The 16,597-nt window shown below is 69.0% G+C and carries 18 protein-coding genes; 17 read left to right on the forward strand and 1 reads right to left on the reverse strand.

The genetic code is table 11. From position 1 onward, the window contains the following. The first annotated feature begins 116 nt into the window (after window positions 1–116). From ABTV10_RS05520 to ABTV10_RS05590, 15 genes are all read left to right on the forward strand, one after another. Window positions 117–1,280, forward strand: coding sequence for a globin domain-containing protein (locus ABTV10_RS05520; protein ID WP_499033085.1), 1,164 nt, complete (start codon window positions 117–119; stop codon window positions 1,278–1,280). Between the two features lie 118 nt (window positions 1,281–1,398). Then, a complete protein-coding gene (locus tag ABTV10_RS05525; protein ID WP_499033088.1) occupies window positions 1,399–1,806 on the forward strand; it encodes a hypothetical protein in 408 nt (135 codons plus the stop codon). A 44-nt stretch (window positions 1,807–1,850) separates the two neighbouring features. Further along, complete coding sequence (locus ABTV10_RS05530; RefSeq protein WP_499033090.1) at window positions 1,851–3,005, forward strand: globin domain-containing protein; 1,155 nt, start codon at window positions 1,851–1,853, stop codon at window positions 3,003–3,005. A gap of 33 nt (window positions 3,006–3,038) precedes the next feature. Next, a complete protein-coding gene (locus tag ABTV10_RS05535) occupies window positions 3,039–3,689 on the forward strand; it encodes a ScbR family autoregulator-binding transcription factor (protein ID WP_499033091.1) in 651 nt (216 codons plus the stop codon). 65 nt (window positions 3,690–3,754) lie between these two features. Next, a complete protein-coding gene (locus tag ABTV10_RS05540) occupies window positions 3,755–4,441 on the forward strand; it encodes a PaaI family thioesterase (RefSeq protein ID WP_499033093.1) in 687 nt (228 codons plus the stop codon). A gap of 101 nt (window positions 4,442–4,542) precedes the next feature. Continuing rightward, window positions 4,543–4,734, forward strand: a complete 192-nt coding sequence (locus ABTV10_RS05545) for an antitoxin (protein ID WP_499033094.1) — start codon at window positions 4,543–4,545, stop codon at window positions 4,732–4,734. 63 nt (window positions 4,735–4,797) lie between these two features. Then, a complete protein-coding gene (locus ABTV10_RS05550) occupies window positions 4,798–4,950 on the forward strand; it encodes a hypothetical protein (RefSeq protein WP_499033095.1) in 153 nt (50 codons plus the stop codon). A 35-nt stretch (window positions 4,951–4,985) separates the two neighbouring features. Continuing rightward, window positions 4,986–6,176: a lipase family protein gene (locus tag ABTV10_RS05555; protein ID WP_499033097.1), complete on the forward strand. Its 1,191-nt coding sequence runs from the start codon at window positions 4,986–4,988 to the stop codon at window positions 6,174–6,176. Continuing rightward, a complete protein-coding gene (locus ABTV10_RS05560; protein WP_499033098.1) occupies window positions 6,173–7,375 on the forward strand; it encodes a sensor histidine kinase in 1,203 nt (400 codons plus the stop codon). Before ABTV10_RS05555 ends, ABTV10_RS05560 begins: the two co-directional genes overlap by 4 nt. A 103-nt stretch (window positions 7,376–7,478) precedes the next feature. Continuing rightward, on the forward strand, window positions 7,479–8,234 hold the full coding sequence (locus ABTV10_RS05565; RefSeq protein WP_499033100.1) for a LytR/AlgR family response regulator transcription factor: 756 nt from the start codon (window positions 7,479–7,481) through the stop codon (window positions 8,232–8,234). Next, a complete protein-coding gene (locus tag ABTV10_RS05570; RefSeq protein WP_499033101.1) occupies window positions 8,231–8,617 on the forward strand; it encodes a hypothetical protein in 387 nt (128 codons plus the stop codon). Before ABTV10_RS05565 ends, ABTV10_RS05570 begins: the two co-directional genes overlap by 4 nt. Window positions 8,618–8,642: 25 nt before the next feature. After that, the gene (locus ABTV10_RS05575) at window positions 8,643–10,397 is read left to right on the forward strand and encodes a sodium/solute symporter (RefSeq protein WP_499033102.1); all 1,755 of its coding nucleotides are present in this window, start codon (window positions 8,643–8,645) and stop codon (window positions 10,395–10,397) included. A gap of 70 nt (window positions 10,398–10,467) precedes the next feature. After that, window positions 10,468–10,869: a Rieske 2Fe-2S domain-containing protein gene (locus ABTV10_RS05580; RefSeq protein ID WP_499033103.1), complete on the forward strand. Its 402-nt coding sequence runs from the start codon at window positions 10,468–10,470 to the stop codon at window positions 10,867–10,869. Window positions 10,870–11,040: 171 nt separating this feature from the next. Next, window positions 11,041–11,403, forward strand: coding sequence for a DUF485 domain-containing protein (locus ABTV10_RS05585; protein WP_433610548.1), 363 nt, complete (start codon window positions 11,041–11,043; stop codon window positions 11,401–11,403). Continuing rightward, complete coding sequence (locus tag ABTV10_RS05590) at window positions 11,400–13,043, forward strand: monocarboxylic acid transporter (protein ID WP_499033104.1); 1,644 nt, start codon at window positions 11,400–11,402, stop codon at window positions 13,041–13,043. Before ABTV10_RS05585 ends, ABTV10_RS05590 begins: the two co-directional genes overlap by 4 nt. Before the next feature lie 66 nt (window positions 13,044–13,109). On the opposite strand, the gene ABTV10_RS05595 is transcribed toward ABTV10_RS05590, so the two are convergent. Further along, complete coding sequence (locus tag ABTV10_RS05595; protein ID WP_499033105.1) at window positions 13,110–14,339, reverse strand: helix-turn-helix transcriptional regulator; 1,230 nt, start codon at window positions 14,337–14,339, stop codon at window positions 13,110–13,112. Window positions 14,340–14,444: 105 nt separating this feature from the next. Between ABTV10_RS05595 and ABTV10_RS05600 the strand changes: the two genes are divergently transcribed. Beyond that, window positions 14,445–14,876: a type II toxin-antitoxin system Rv0910 family toxin gene (locus tag ABTV10_RS05600; RefSeq protein WP_499033107.1), complete on the forward strand. Its 432-nt coding sequence runs from the start codon at window positions 14,445–14,447 to the stop codon at window positions 14,874–14,876. A gap of 68 nt (window positions 14,877–14,944) precedes the next feature. Then, complete coding sequence (locus ABTV10_RS05605; protein WP_499033108.1) at window positions 14,945–16,567, forward strand: substrate-binding domain-containing protein; 1,623 nt, start codon at window positions 14,945–14,947, stop codon at window positions 16,565–16,567. Window positions 16,568–16,597: the final 30 nt, after the last annotated feature.

The following is a 16,597-nucleotide window of genomic DNA, read 5'->3' on the forward strand; positions in this document are numbered from 1 at the left end:
TTGCGCAATCCCGACAAATTCAATGATCACTGTCTGTAGAGTGCAGACCCGCAGACATGACGGACCAATGGGTTTTCGGTCGGGACGAAGGGGAGAAGACCATTACAGTGCAACTGTTGTCGGATAAGCACGCCGAGGTGATTCGGGCGACGCTGCCCGTGGTGGGCGAGAACATCGGCGCCATCACCGGGCTGTTCTACACCAAGCTGTTCGACGCGGCGCCGGTGCTCGAACGCGACGTGTTCAACCGGAGCAACCAGGCTCGGGGCGAACAGCAGAAGGCACTGGCCGGTTCGATCGCCAACTTCGCGACGCTCCTGATCTCGGACACCGACGAGGATCCCCGCACGACCATCGGCCGGATCGCACACAAGCATGCATCGCTCGGTGTCAGCGAAGCCCAGTACGACGTGGTGCACAAGTTCCTGTTCGAGGCCATCGTCGAGGTTCTCGGCGAGGCGGTGACCCCCGAGGTCGCCGAGGCGTGGGACGCCGTCTACTGGCTCCTGGCGAACGCGCTGATCGACGCAGAGAAGCAGCTGTACAAGGCCGCCGACGTCGACCCCGACACGGTACTGCGAGAGGTTCAGGTCCTCGACGTCGTCCGGCGCACCGAGGACGTGATCTCGCTCGTCCTGGATGCCAGCGGGTTCCAGGAACCCGTTCCCGGCCAGTATCTGTCGATCGGGGTGAAGCTCCCCGACGGTGCGCGTCAGATCCGCCAGTACTCCATCGTCGATTTCGGCAACGGCCGGGTCGAGGTGGCGGTCAAGCGGGACAAGAGCGATCCGCTCGGCGAGGTGTCCAACTTCATCCACGACCACGTCGCGGCGGGATCCACGGTCGTCGCCTCGCCCCCGTTCGGTGACGTCGGCCTCCCCGAGGGGGAGGGCCGTGTCTTCCTCCTGTCCAAGGGCATCGGCAACGCTCCGTTCGTCGGGATTCTGAACGGCATGGTCGCCCGGGGGCGGACGAACCCGGTCGTGGTGATCCACGCGGACCTCGACAGCGCATCGCACGCGTTCGCCGACACCACCATGGACCTGGTCGACAAGCTCGGCGGCGAACAGGTCTTCTGCTACGCGGAACCTGCGGAGACCCCCGAGGAGACCTTCGCTCGAGCGATCGCGGAGCGGGCCTTCGCGGACACCGACAACGCTCTCGTCTGCGGCTCGGTGGACTTCGTGGCCGCCACCCACAAACTGCTCAACGTCGCGGGCGTCGACGATTCCCGGATCCACTACGAGGTCTTCGGGCCGGATTCCTGGCTTCGATCCTGACGATTCGATTCGTGTGAATACAGGGTGGGGCCATTCGGATATGGCCCCACCCCTGTTCTGTTTCAGCCGCTTTCGCAGTAGTGGAACCCCCTGTGACAAGTAATAGAGGACTAGAAGGATGACGCTGACCCGGCCGCGGGTGGGTGGACAGATCGATCATCGAGAATCCCTTCGCTACGAACCGTTCACGACAACCCGGGAGATCGCCTCTCTGCACGGGAACGCGGAATGGCAGGGAACGGCGATATCCGATCTCGATGCGTACCTGCAATCCCTGGAAATCCAGTACTACCTGAAAGGGGTTCTGGACGTATTCCAGGAGTCCGACGCCCTGTATCACCCCCACCACTCGTCGGCCGACATCTCCGGACCGGTGGCTCGAATGATCGACATCCTCCAGGACAAGTTCGGTCCCCGATTCCACGCCGACGTTTCCAACGCCTCCGTGGAGATCGCCTTTCATCAGGGGGTCAGCGAAGCTCTGGCCGCCGTTGTCGATTGGTCTCGAAAGGTTGTGACTGTCTGATGTCCGAAGCCGCCGTTGCGCCGAATTCGTCGCTCCTTTCGCCTGTGTCCCTGCCCATCATCGAGTCGACCCTCCCTGTGGTCGGCGAGAATCTGGGCGAGATCAGCCGCATCTTCTACGAGAACCTGTTCGACAATCTCCCCTCGCTGGAGAAGGACCTCTTCAACGAGACGAACCAGGAGAACGGGGAGCAGCAGAAGGCGTTGGCCGGCGCGATCGCGGCCTTCGCGACCCTGCTGATCACCGAGGACGCGCCCCCGGTCGATCACGTCATGTCGCGGATCGCGGCCAAGCACGCATCGCTGGGCATCACGCCGGTGCACTACGACCTGGTTCACCGGGCCCTGTTCAAGGCCATCGTCCAGGTTCTCGGGGAGGCCGTCACCGCCGAGGTCGCGGCCGCCTGGGACGAGGTCTACTGGCTCATGGCGAACTCGCTCATCAAGCAGGAAGCCGAGATGTACGAGCAGGCCGGTGTCTCCGCAGGCCAGATTTGGACTGCGCTCACGGTCGTCGGCCGCCGCGAGATCGCTCCGGGGGTGTGGACATTCACCCTTGCCGGAGACGACAACACCCCGATGAAGCACTTCGAGGCCGGCCAGTACATTTCCGTTGCGGTGATCTACGAGGACGGCAGTCGCCAGATCCGCCAGTACACCGTGATGGCGGGCGAGGAGCCCGAAACCTGGGAGTTCACCGTCAGCCCGGTGCCGGGCGGCCGCGTGTCGAACAAGCTGATCGCCGAGGTCGGGGTCGGGTACCCGCTCGTGGTGTCGATCCCATCGGGAACGCCGTATCCGATCCCGGGTGACGGTCCCGTCGTGCTGGGCTCGTCCGGTGTGGGTGCCGCGCTCACCGTCGCCGTCCTCCAGCAGATGGTCGAGAAGCTGGACACCCGGCCGGTGCACGTCTTCCACGTCGACAACGACGAGCCGTCCTTCGGCCACCGCGGCCAGATCCTGGAACTGCTTCACACATACGGGGGCAAGAGCTCGATCGACACCTTCTATGTCGGCGACATGGCGGAAGGGCTCAGTCGGCTGCGCAAACACGACTGGGACCGCAAGGCCGACGTGTACCTGTGCGGATCGCCCCAGTTCATGCGCCAGGTGCGCAAGATCGCGGTGGTGAAGGGCGTCCGGCCGGAACGCATCCACTACGAGGTGTTCGCCCCGGACTCCTGGCTGGGCTTCGACTGAGTCGGTCGTCCGGGACTCGGGGGGAGATGTCACGTGGTGCAGCAGGCTCGTGCGGTGGCGACCCGGCGGCAGATCGTGGTCTGTGCCGCACAGATCTTCGACCGATCGGGCTACTACGGTGGACGTGTCGACGAGATCGTCGACAGCGCTCGAATCACCAAGGGCGCGTTGTACTTCCACTTCGGATCCAAGGACGGGCTCGCGCAGTCGATCATTCGGGAACAGCGGGGCATCGCCGAGGCGTCGACCGAGGCGATCGCCGCGGCCGAGGTGTCGGCGCTCGAACAGGTGGTGATGCTCTGCCACGAGATGGCGCGGCAGATCGTCACCGACCCGATCGTGCGCGCCGGGATCCGCCTGACCGTCGAGCTGGGCTCGTCGGGCGGGGGCAGCGGCCCGTCGGATCCGTACAGCGCGTGGACGGACGGCTGCACCCGCTTCGTCGAGCGCGCGATCGAACAGGGGGACGTCGCCGACACCGTCTCGGCGCCGGTGCTCGCGCGGCACCTGGTCTGCGCTGTCGCCGGAGCCCAGTTGGTGTCGCGGATGCGGACCTTCTTCGAGGACCTCGATCGGCGCGTCGACGAGATGTGGGCGGTGCTGTTGCCGGGGATCGTCCCGGCCTCCCGGCACGACCGGATCCGGACGGTCACCTCCGCCAGGTGGTGTGCCGCAGGGAGGTGAATCCCGATATGTAGTGTGCACGTCACGTGCGTGATGCACATCGGGTACTGCGGGAGTGAGGCACTGTGGCGGATTCGGTCGAGGAACAGCAGGTCCTCTACGTGTACGACGGGCTGACGGACGAGGAGATCGCGCGTGAGGTCGACGTCTACGGCCCACTGACCGCGAGCGTGCGGGATCTGGTCGAGGTCGCGTTGGCGACCGAGGTCGACGACGACGACATCCGCCGGGCACGCGAGCACCTCGAGGCGGCGAAGGCGCTGTTGGGCAAGCAGACCCGGCCACACCCGTACGGTGTGCGGTGGAGCGAATCGGGCACGAAGCGGGCGTGGGGGAACGCGGTGGTGGGCCTGCGCAACGCGGTCGCACCGCCCGTGACGATCAACCGCGAACCGGACGGCCGGGTGTGGGCGGACTTCGAACTGGGCATGGCGTACGAGGGCCCGGCGGGTCTGACGCACGGCGGCATCTCGGCCCTCGTGCTCGACCAGGTGCTCGGCGAGGCGGCCGAACACGGCGGCTCGCCGGGAATGACCGCAACCCTCACCCTGCGCTACCGCCGCCCCACCCCGCTCGGCAAGCTCCACGCCGAGGCCCGGATCGACCGCGTCGAGGGCGTCAAGACGTTCGTCACCGGCCATCTCACCGGACCCGACGGCATCTGCGTCGAGGCGGAGGGGATCTTCATCATGCCGCGCTGGGCGCGGTCCGCAGACGGGTCGGGCGCACTCCCGATTCCGGGATCTGCCTGAACCGACCGCTGGGGGGTGCCGCAGTGGCAGCCACGGCAGCGGCGATGTGAGACTGGACGTCGGGCACGGCAGTCGTGCCCGACGTGGAGGAGGATGTCGCCATGGGCTTCATGGATTCGGTCAAGGGACTCGTGGACAAGGGTCAGGAACTCGCTGCAGAGCATTCCGACAAGGTCCAGGACGTGATCGACAAGGCCGCGGATCTCGCCGACGAGAAGACCGGCGGCAAGTACAGCGAGCACATCGACAAGGCCGCAGAGGCGGCCAAGAAGGTTGTGCCGCCGAAGGAGTGACCGTCGCGCGGTGACGGCGCGGCACACGAGTGACCAGGGGCCGTTCGGCGGCACAATCGTCGTGTGAACGGAACCCTGGTACTGCTCGTCGTCATCGTGTCGATCGCGGTGACCGGCCTGGCGAAGCGCCGGGACCTGCAGGTACCCCTCATCGGGGCGCAGGCCCAGGTCGAGGAGGTCGCGGCCGAACAATGCGTGCATCGGCGCCGCGGATGATCCGCTCGACGGCCCGGGACGGGCACAATCGAGCCGTGACCCGAATCAGGACGGCGCTCGTCGCGCTCACGTGCGCGGCGGTGGTCGCGGGCTGCGCGGCGACGGCCGGCGAGCCCGACGCCGAGACCACGACGAGCGCCACCACGGCGATCGCCCTCCCGGATCCGGCGGAGCGCGGCCTCGTGACCTCCGCGGAGCCGTTCACCGGTTCCGGGCTGTCCGGCCACCGAATCCTCTACCGGTCGACGTCGGGGATCGACGGGCGCGGCACCGAGGTGTCGGGCACGCTGTTCGTGCCGCCCGGGCAGCCGCCACCGGGTGGATGGCCGATCGTGACGGTGGGGCATCCGACGACGGGCCTGCTCGACGAGTGCGCGCCGTCCCGCGCCCCCGACCTGTTGGGGTCGGCGGGGCTGGTCCGGGACCTGTTGGCCCGCGGCACCGTCGTCGCCGTCACCGACTACGAGGGACTGGGCACCGACGGGCCGCACCCATATCTCGAGCCGATCACGGCTGCGCACAACCTGATCGACGCGGTCCGGGCCGCGCGGTTCCTCGTCCCGGACGCCTCGCAGCGTTGGGCGGCGATCGGGGTGTCGCAGGGTGGGCAGGCGTCGTGGGCGGCCGCCGAGCAGGCGACAACGTACGGCGACGGTCTCGAGTTCGTCGGCGCCGCCAGCCTGTCCCCGCCCGCGGATCTCAGCCCGATCGTTTCGGACGGAGCGCCGAATCTCGATGTGCCGCAACAGTTGTTCCTGCCGATGCTGCTCGACGGCCTGGCGGTGGCACATCCCGACCTCGACGCGAGCGCCTACATCCGCGGGCCGCTGACCGAGAACCGGGACGTGATGCGCTCGTGCACGGGACCGCTGGCGTCGCGGAAGCTGTCGGTGGCGCTCAGCGTCACCCCGGCCGACACGATGCCGCGCAGTACCGACGACGTGTCCCGGATGCGCGAGTGGCTCTCGCAGGACGCGCTGCCGCAGCGCCGCGCCGCGGGGCCGATACTGGTCGTGGTGGCCGGTCGCGACAACCTCATCCGCCCCGACTGGACCACCGCGGCGGTCGGCCGCGCGTGTGGGCTCGGCGACGCGGTCGAGTTCCGCTACCGCGCCGACGACGTGCACGCTGACTCGCGTGCGCTGCCGGGCGCGATCGACTGGGTGACCGGGCGGTTCACGGGCGCGCCGATCGTGAACACGTGCGCCGGTCAGGCGGCCCCGTGAGCGCGGTGCTGTGGACCGCGCTGGTGGTCGCCGTCGCGGTCGCGGTCACGGTCGTCGCGATGCGCACGCGTCGGGTGCTCACCACGCCGGCCGAGCGGGCCGTGCACGACACGTTGCACACCGCGTCACTCGCGGCCGGGCCGCTGCGCGGCGGGCTCGACGAGTCGTCCGCCAGGGAGGCCGCACCGCACCTGCGCCGCCTGACCGGTGCCGAATCCCTCGCGATCGCCGGCCCGGACGGCGTGCTGCTCGCCTGGAACGGTCCGCACGAGGCGTTGTCGGGCCAGTTCGCCGCGGCCGCGGTTCGGGCGATCGACGGCGGCCGCCGGGTGCTGGTGGGGCAGGGGGGTCTCGGAGCGCGCGACCACGACGTCCGCGCCATCGTCGCGCAGCCGTTGCTGATCGAGCACACCGGCGTCGTCGGGGTGCTCGGCGTGGTCACCACGTCGGAGCCGGGTCCGGCGATGCTGGGCGCGCTCACCGAGGTGGCGCGGTACGCGTGCAGCCAGATCGAACTCGCCGAACTCGACGCCTCCCGGGCCCGACTCGACCGCGCCGAGGTGCGCGCACTGCGCGCTCAGATCAGCCCGCACTTCATCTACAACGCACTCGGCACCATCGCGTCGTTCGTCCGGACCGACCCCGACCGCGCCCGGGAACTCGTGCTCGACTTCGCGGACTTCACGCGGTACTCGTTCCGGTCGGCGGGCGAGTACACGGTCCTGGCGGACGAACTGCGCAACATCGACCGGTATCTCACCCTGGAGCGGGCCCGGTTCGGCGACAACCTCGAGGTGCGGCTGCAGATCGCGCCCGAGGTGCTCAGCGTGGTGCTGCCCTTCCTGGCGTTGCAGCCGCTGGTGGAGAACGCGGTGCGGCACGGGCTGTCCGGGAGGACGGACGGTGGCACCATCACGATCGTCGCGTCCGATGCCGGCCCGGACTGCGTCATCAGCGTCGAGGACGACGGTGTGGGCATGGATCCGGACCTGCTGCGCTCCGGCGAGTTGGACGCCGTCACGTCGGGGAGCGGTGGGTCGAGCACGTCGGAGGCCGCGCACGTGGGCCTCGCGAACGTCGACGATCGGCTGCGGGCGGCGTTCGGCAACGACTACGGCCTGGTCGTCGAGACCGCGCCGGGTGCCGGCACGAAGGTGAGCATGCGGGTGCCGAAGTTCCGTCCCGGGATCCGGGCGTGAGCGCGACCCCTCGGCCCGCCGAGTCCGGACCGCGGCCGCGACATGGCACGATGGGTCCGTTGTGAAAGAGACCCCTGACCGGCCCGCAGATGGCCTCCTGACCGTGCTGGCAGTCGACGACGAACGTCCTGCCCTCGACGAGCTGGCCTTCCTGTTGCGTGCGCGCGACGACGTCGGCGAGACCCGCACCGCCGGCGATGCGACGACCGCGCTGCGCATCCTGCGCGACGGCGGCGTCGACGCGGTGTTCCTGGACATCAACATGCCCGGTCTCGACGGACTCGAGCTGGCCGGGATCCTGACGCAGTTCGCGAATCCGCCGTCGGTGGTGTTCGTGACCGCGCACGAGGACCGGGCGGTGGCGGCGTTCGACCTCGGGGCCGTCGACTACCTGCTCAAGCCGCTGCGGGAGGAGCGCCTCGCGGAGTCGGTGCGGCGCATCGTCGAGCGGCGGCGCCGCGCGCGCGACGAGAGCGACGACGAGGCGTCGGCCGACGAGGTGATTCCGGTCGAACTCGGCGGGGTCACCACGCTGGTGCCGCGGTCGACGGTGAAGTGGGTGGAGGCCGACGGCGACTACGCCCGCCTGCACACCGCCACCGGATCGCACCTGGTGCGCATCCCCATCTCGTCGCTCGAGAGCCGCTGGGCGGACGCCGGCTTCCTGCGTGTGCACCGCTCGTACCTGGTGTCGCTCGGCGAGGTGACCGGCATCCGCAGCGTCGGGTCCGGGCTGGTGGTGTGCCTGCGGCCGCAGGGGGACGTGCCGGCCGTGGAGCTGCCGGTGAGTCGTCGCCACACACGCGAACTCAAGGATCGTTTGATCCGGGGTCCGCGGCAGACCTGGACGTCACGGTGACGTCGCCCGACGCGTATGGTCGGGCGGCCCCGCCGCCGCGCGAACGGGTGGTGCTGGCGCAGCGTCGCGGCGCCCGGATGGTGCGCACCCGGGTCGAGGTCCAGGAGCAGACCGAGGTCGGGGACGCGATGATCCGGGGCCTCGTGCGGGCCCAGCTCAGTTTGGCGCTGCGCGTCGCGCTCGTGGTCGGCCTGTTGTTCGGGGCGATCCCGCTGCTGCTGGTGGTGTTCCCGGGCGCGGCCGGCGTCGCGGTGCTCGGGATCCGACTGCCGTGGCTGCTGGCGGTCTGCCTGCCGGTGCCCATCCTGTTGGCGGCCGGGTGGTTCTACATCCGCGCCGCCGAACGCAACGAGCAGGACTTCGCCGACCTGGTCGACGACTAGCGATGTCGCCGACGCCACGATGCCGATGACCGGACAGCCCATTCCCCTCATGACGGTGCTGGCGCTGGTCGTCGCCGCCGTGGCCACCGTCGGCATCGGCATCTACGGGGTTCGCTTGGCGCGCACCACGTCCGACTTCCTCGTCGCGTCCCGCAGCGTCGGTCCGGGATGGAACGCTGCCGCGATCTCCGGCGAGTACCTTTCGGCGGCTTCGTTTCTGGGTGTGGCCGGGCTGGTCGCGAAGTACGGCGCCGACGCGCTGTGGTACCCGATCGGGTTCACCGCCGGCTACCTGGGCCTGCTGTTGTTCGTGGCGGCGCCGCTGCGTCGGTCCGGTGCCTACACGGTGCCGGACTTCGCCGAGTTCCGGCTGGGCTCCCTGCGGGTGCGGCGGGTCGCGATGCTGGTCGTCGCCCTGGTGTGCGGCCTGTACATGGTCCCGCAGTTCCAGGGTGCCGGACTGACGCTGAACATCCTCCTGGGGGTGCCGCGGTGGGTGGGCGTCGTGATTGTCGGGGCCATCGTGATCGGCAACGTCGTCGGCGGCGGCATGCGGTCGATCACGTTCGTGCAGGGCTTCCAGTACTGGCTCAAGTTCACCGCCGTCGCGGTCCCGGTGGTGGTGCTGTCGGTGCACTGGTTCGGCGACCGGCAACCGGTCGGTGAACCCGCCCCGCCGACGGTCGCCGTGCAGACCTCGGTGGACGTCACCACCGACGTCGTCGTCCAGGTCGCGACGCCGACCGACGTCACGGTCGACGGCGAACTCGACGGACGCGAGACGTCCGGTGCGGTGCAACTCGGCCCGGGCCGGCACGAACTCGGCAAGGGCACGACGCTCGTGCTGCCGGCGGGATCGCCCGTCCCCGTCGTCGCGGGCGCCCCGGCGAACGGCGCCGGATGGGTCGAGCCCGGAAGCGGGTTCGGTGAGCCGCACCCGCTCTACCAGGTGTACTCGCTGATCCTCGCGACCTTCCTCGGCGCGATGGGGCTGCCGCACGTCCTGGTCCGCTTCTACACCAATCCCGACGGCCGGGCCGCGCGGCTGACATCGCTCGTGGTGATCGCCCTGGTGGGGGTGTTCTATGTGTTCCCTGTGCTGCTCGGCGTGTTCGCGCGGCTGTACGTGCCCCAGTTGCTCATCACCGGCACGTCCGACGCGGCGGTCCTGTTGTTGCCGGGGTCGGTGCTGTCGGGCTGGGGCGGACAACTGCTGGCCGCACTCGTCGCGGCCGGCGCAATCGCGGCGTTCCTGTCGACGTCGTCGGGACTGTTGGTGAGCATCGCCGGTGTGCTCAGCACCGACGTCCTGCGTGGGCGGGTGCGGGACTTCCGGGTGGCGGCACTCCTCGCCGGGGCGGTGCCGCTGGTGCTGGCCCTGGGCGCGACGGCGTTCGACCTGTCGCGGTCAGTGGGGCTGGTGTTCGCGGTGGCGGCGTCCACGCTGTGCCCGCTGTTGGTGCTCGGGATCTGGTGGCGCGGGCTGACGGCGGCCGGCGCGGCCGCGGGATTGACGGTCGGGATCGTGCTCGGCGGGGGAGCGGCACTGCTCGCCGTGCTCGACGTGGTGTCCGACGACGTGTGGCACGGCTGGCCGGCAGCGCTGATCGGCTACCCGGCCGCGGTGAGCGTGCCGCTCTCGTTCGCCGCGATGGTGGTGGTGAGTCTCGCGACGCGGCGACAGATTCCGCGGGAGGTGGGTCGGATCTTCACGCGCATGCACGCCCCCGAACGGCTCGGCATGGGCCGCGACCGCGAGGGCGACCTGCGGTCGATGTGAGCCCGGATTCCGGTAGGCGGGTCCGGCGATTGACGTGGTTCGTGGGAATCGGACACCGTGACGAGGCTGCGTGCGCGTCGGTGTGCACGCCCGGAAGAAGGAGACCCGCGTGGCGGAATGGCAGTGCCTCGGAACGGCCGACGACTACCGGGACGGCAAACCGCACGCCGTCCGGGCGTTCGACACCGACCTCGTGGCATTCTCCGACCGCGCGGGCGTCGTCCACGTCCTCGATTCCCGCTGCCCGCACATGGGCGCCGACCTGAGCCGCGGCCGGGTCGTCGGCGACAACATCGACTGCCCGGCGCACCGCTGGCGCTGGAACGGCAAGGGACGCTGCGTCGGTGGCTCGCCCAAGCTCCTCCCGATCCGGTCGTGGACGACGGAGGAGCGCGGCGGGCTGCTCTACCTGCAGGCGTCCGACGCACCGGCGACCGGGCGGCCGGTGAGGGCTGCCAACGCCTGGTGGTGAACATCGGGCGGTACCGCTCGTCGCTCCCGGTCGACCGTTGGGCGCACGCAACGACAGTTCGGCGTGTGACCGGTGCCACACCCTTCTCCTGTGACCTGGCTCTCACTAGCGTCGCATCGCACACCCCGCACCAGCGGCCGCGACGCGGTTGCCGATGTCCCAGGAGCCACCATGACCACCACCGACCTCGGATCGGGCGCGCCGCCGCAGCGGCCCGCACCCGACGCGCAGGCCTTCGTCGACATGCAGGCGAGCCCTGAGTTCCAGGAACTCCGGCACCGCTTGCGGCGCTTCGTCTTTCCGATGACCGCGTTCTTCCTGACGTGGTACGCCGTGTACGTGCTGCTCGCGACGTACGCGCCGGACTTCATGGCCACCAAGGTGTTCGGCAACGTCAACCTCGGGATCGTCCTGGGGCTCGGCCAGTTCGTGACGACGTTCGTGATCACCGCCCTGTACGTGCGGTTCGCGAACCGCGAGCTCGATCCGCGGTCGTCGGCGATCCGCGAGGAACTGGAAGGACCGGCCCAGTGATCACCACCTTCGCACAGTCCGCGCCCGCCACCGACGTCGGCAACCCGCTGTTCAACATCGCGATCTTCGTCGCGTTCGTCGTCGGCACCATGACGTTGGTGATCCGGGCGAGCCGTTCGACGAAGAAGGCCTCGGACTTCTACACCGGCGGTGGCCAGTTCTCCGGCCCGCAGAACGGCTTCGCGATCGCCGGCGACTACCTGTCGGCCGCCTCGTTCCTCGGCATCGCCGGCGCGATCGCGGTGTACGGCTACGACGGCTTCCTGTACTCGATCGGATTCCTCGTCGCGTGGCTCGTCGCGCTGCTGTTGGTGGCCGAACTGCTGCGCAACACAGGACGTTTCACGATGGCCGACGTGCTCAGCTTCCGGCTGAAGCAGCGTCCGGTCCGGATGGCTGCGGCCCTGTCGACTCTCGTCGTCTCGCTTTTCTACCTGCTCGCACAGATGGCGGGTGCGGGCGGTCTGGTCGCGCTCCTACTCAACATCAAGGACTTCGCCGGGCAGGCGATCGTCGTCGCCGTCGTCGGCGTGCTGATGATCGTGTACGTGCTGATCGGCGGCATGAAGGGCACCACCTACGTGCAGATGGTCAAGGCCGTCCTGCTCATCGCCGGCGCCGGCATCATGTTCGTGCTGGTGCTGTTCGCGGTGAAGGGCAACTTCTCGCAGCTGCTGGCCGACGCGCAGAGCACGGTGAACAACTCGGCCAACGAGGCGGTCGCCGGTCGCGACGTGCTCGCGCCGGGCGCCAAGTACGGCATCAGCGACATGTCGCGGCTGGACTTCGTCTCGCTGGGCATTGCGCTCGTCCTCGGCACCGCGGGTCTGCCGCACGTGCTGATGCGCTTCTACACGGTGCCGACCGCCAAGGAGGCGCGGCGCTCGGTGACCTGGGCGATCGGACTGATCGGCGCGTTCTACCTGTTCACGCTCGTCCTCGGCTACGGCGCCGCGAAGATGGTCGGCCCCGACGAGATCCTCGCCGCACCCGGCAAGGAGAACTCGGCGGCGCCGCTGCTCGCGTTCGAACTCGGCGGCACGATCTTCCTCGGCATCATCTCCGCGGTCGCGTTCGCGACGATCCTCGCGGTCGTCGCCGGTCTGGCCATCACCGCGTCGGCGTCGTTCGCGCACGACATCTACGCCAGTGTCATCAAGCGGGGCAAGGCGTCGGAGGAGGAGCAGGTCCGGGTCTCGCGGATCACCGTCGTCGTCATCGGCGTCGTCGCGATCGTCCTCGGCATCCTCGCGATGGGCCAGAACATCGCGTTCCTGGTGGCGCTCGCGTTCGCGGTCGCCGCGTCCGCGAACCTGCCGACGCTGCTGTACTCGCTGTTCTGGAAGAAGTTCAACACCACCGGCGCGCTGTTCAGCATCTACGGAGGCCTCATCAGCTGTCTCGTGCTGATCGTGTTCTCGCCCGCCGTCTCGGGCGCCAAGACGTCGATGTTCCCGCACGCCGACTTCTCGTGGTTCCCGCTGGCCAACCCGGGCATCGTGTCGATCCCGCTCGCGTTCGTGCTCGGCATCGTCGGCACCTACGTCGGCCGGAACAAGCCCGAGGACCCGGTCAAGCAGGCCGAGATGGAGGTCCGCTCGCTCACCGGTGTCGGCGTCGAGAAGGCGGTCGCGCACTAGTACGGCTGCCCGGTCGGATGGATCAGCTCGTCGCCAGCACCCGGCGACGAGCTGATCGCCGTCCGCCTATCCGGGACTGATGGCCAGGAGGAGTCGGACGAGTTCGGCCTGACGGTGCGTGCCGGTCTTGTCGAAGACGTGTTGGAGGTGGGTTCGAATTGTCGTCAGCGATACCGAGAGCTCGTCGGCGACCGGATTCAGACCTTCGCAACGGAGCACCCGGAGAGCAACGTCCGCTTCCGTGCTGGTGAGGCCGTAGAGTCGCCGCAGAACGGCGGCAGTGGGCTCAGGTTCGCGCGCCGGATCGATGACGAGGACGAGGGCAGTCGCCGCCGCAGAGTCCAGCCCGGCGGTTGCTCGGCCGAGCGGGATCACGTGTACGGCGTACGCGCGAAGGCCGGATGGTCGAGGGCACAGGGTAATTCCTCCGCTGGGGATCGCGGAGGGCCCTTCTCCGAGCGCGCGGCACACGAGGCGACGGAGTTCTCGATCAGCGCGGGCGACCGGTGCCGAGATCGACCCTGACGAGTCGATGTCGAGGCCGTCGCCGGCCGAAAGGACAGCCTCCGCAGCGGAATTCAGATGCAGTACCCGGCATCCGGGCCCGACGATCACCATCCCGTTCGGGACCGATTCTATGGCCCCGGCGAGGTCGGTTTGTCGGCGAGCGAGGTTCGACAGCTTGCCTTGCGTGTGGATTGCCTGCTGCAAGTGTGGGACCAGTTGGCTCATCAGTCGCACCCGCTCGGGTGTGCCGAACGGCTCCGAGCGATGCGGCGCCGCAACGGCAAGCCACTCGCAGACGGCTCCGTTGGTGAGCCGGACGAAAACTCCGTCTCCGAAATCGTTGGGACGAATCCAATCGACATGAAACTCCGAGTTCATGTGAGGAAGGACCAACTCGGTACCGGTGTGCACCAGGCCCGCCGGGGATCGTTCGATCGCCGCCGCCACGTGGTCGAGGCGGCCGTAGTACTCGTTGTAGGCCCTCTTTGCGGCGGCGTCGGTGCCGACGTTGACCTGTATCTCGGCCATATCCGGGGCCGCCTGGGCGATCGCCAAGGCGCCGCCGGTTCCGTCGAAAGCGTCGACAACCTCGGCGAGGGTCTCATCCCAACGCCCAGTGGTGACAGCTGCAGCGTAGATGGACGAGACGAGCTGCGAAAAATTACTGACTGAAACCATCGTCCGGCACTCCCCGCCGTTCACACCGGGCAGCGCGCTCGCCACTGCTGCCCCGCACCACGAATTATCGCCGATGTCGTCTGTCCGGGCGAGGCTGTGCAGTTCCGCCATACCAGTTCGACCTCGCAAAACAGACCACAGTGCATGTCGTGCCGCGATCCCGGTGCGTGGTGCACTGTCGTATACGTCACCTTCGCGATTGGTTACGATCCGTCAATGGCCAAGCTGAAGGTGTCCGTGGACGTGCCGATGAGCCCGGACGACGCGTGGGTCCGGGCGTCGGATCTGACGGGTTTCGACCAGTGGCTCAGCATCCACGAGGCGTGGCGCGGTGACCTCCCGGACGAACTCCGCGCGGGCACCACGGTCAGTTCGGTGGTCGCGGTCAAGGGCCTGCGCAACCGTGTGACCTGGACGTTGAAGCAGTACAACCCGCCGCGCAGCCTGGTCCTGAAGGGGGACGGCAAGGGCGGCGTCAAGCTCGGCTTGGTCCTCAGCGTCGACCCCGCCGCCGAAGGCGCGAAGGTCACCCTCGACATCGATCTCGGCGGTGCGCCGCTCTTCGGGCCGATCGGGTCGGGCGTCGCGCGGGCACTGCGCGGCGACATCGAAAGCTCCCTGCAGAAGTTCGTCACCCTATACGCCTGACTCGGGCGCAAGCCGCCCGATCATCCGCCATCAGCGCTCCCTGCGCCTTCCCTGGAGGTTTCCAAGCCATGGCCGGTCGCCACAGCGCAACGCGCGCGAAATCCGTCTCTCCCGTCGTGAAGTACGGGTCGATCGGCCTCGCCGCCGTGGTCGTCGTGGGTGCGGGTTACTTCGTCGTGGACAGTCTCACCGGCGGCGGCTGCGATACGACCACCGCATACACCGTGGCGGCCGACGAGTCGATCGCGCCGGTGCTCACCGAGGTCACGGGTGGAATGTCGGCCGAGGACCTCGGTTGCCGCAGCTTCGCGATCCAGGCGGCGTCGGGCGTCGAGGCGCTCGGGGCCCCAGGGGAGCAGGGCGGCCCGGACCTGTGGATCCCGGACTCCTCCCAGTGGGTCGCCAAGGCGAGCAGCGGATCGGGCACCCTGTTCGACGTCGCCGCGCCGTCGGTCGCCGCGACCCCGGTGGTGATCGCCGCCCGCGAGGGTGACACGCCCTCCTTCGCGACGTGGCTGAGCGCGCTGCAACTGCACGGGCTGCGGATCGGCGATCCGCTCACCAGCAGTGTGTCGGCCGCGCCGATCGTCGGTGCACTGGCCGAGGCGGAGGCGGGCACCGTCCCGGCCGACGCCGTCCCGGGTGCCCTCGTGCCGCTCGCGCAGGCACAGGCCGCCAACCTGCACCAGGCCGACGTGCCGGCACGGCTCGGCGCGGTCGCCGCGGAGGGCGGCATCGCGATTGCGACCGAGGGGCAGGTCGTGGCGCGTAACCAGAGTGACCCGTCGAAGCTGGCGGTGACGGTTCCCGACAGCGGTGCCGTGTTCCTCGACTACCCGGTGGTGGTGACCGCGTCGGGCTCCGACCACGCGGCAGCGAAGGAGGCCGGCATCGCACTGGCCGAGACGATGGCGTCCGAGTCGGGACGCGCTGCCCTGTCCCGCAGCGGATTCCGCGGACCGGACCGCGGCCCCCTTGATTCCGGTCGTGGGGTCGGGGCCGTCACGACCCTCACCCCGACAGACAGTGCCGCAACGGCCCAGGTGCTGAAGCGCTACGCCGTGCTGGCGCTGCCGTCGCGCGCACTGGTGGTCGAGGACGTCTCGGGTTCGATGAACGAGAAGGCCGGAGCGGAATCCCGGATCGCGTTGACCGTCCAGGCCAGCGAGACCGGTGCGAAACTGTTCCCGGACAACGCGCAGCTCGGGTTGTGGGCCTTCTCGATCGGGCTGGGCGGCAACGGAAAGGACTACAAGGAGCTCACGCCGATCCGGCCGCTGGGCGAGACGGTCGACGGCACCAGTCACCGCCAACGATTGACCGACGCCGTGCGCACGCTGCCCACCCTCGTCAAGGGCGGGACCGGGCTGTACGACACCACGCTCGCCGCGTTCCGCAAGGTCAAGGAAGGCTACGACCCGGCGGCCATCAACAGCGTCATCCTGCTCACCGACGGCGCCAACGAGGATCCGTCGAGCATCTCGCTCGACGAGTTGCTCGCGACGCTGAAGAAGGAACAGGACCCGGCCCGCCCGGTCATCATCGTCACGATCGGGATCACCGAGGACGCCGATGCCGCTGTTCTGCAGAAGATCTCGGCGGCCACCGGTGGCACCAGCCACGTCGCCCGGACGCCCGCCGAGATCCCCGGCGTGTTCGTCGACGCGATGCGCAGCCGCGCCGCGAGCTGACCGCTCCGACGCGAAACGGGGGTGGGTGGC

The organism is Paraburkholderia sp. RHO2 (assembly GCF_050955445.1).
GTDB classification, from domain to species: Bacteria; Actinomycetota; Actinomycetes; order Mycobacteriales; family Mycobacteriaceae; genus Prescottella; species Prescottella agglutinans_A.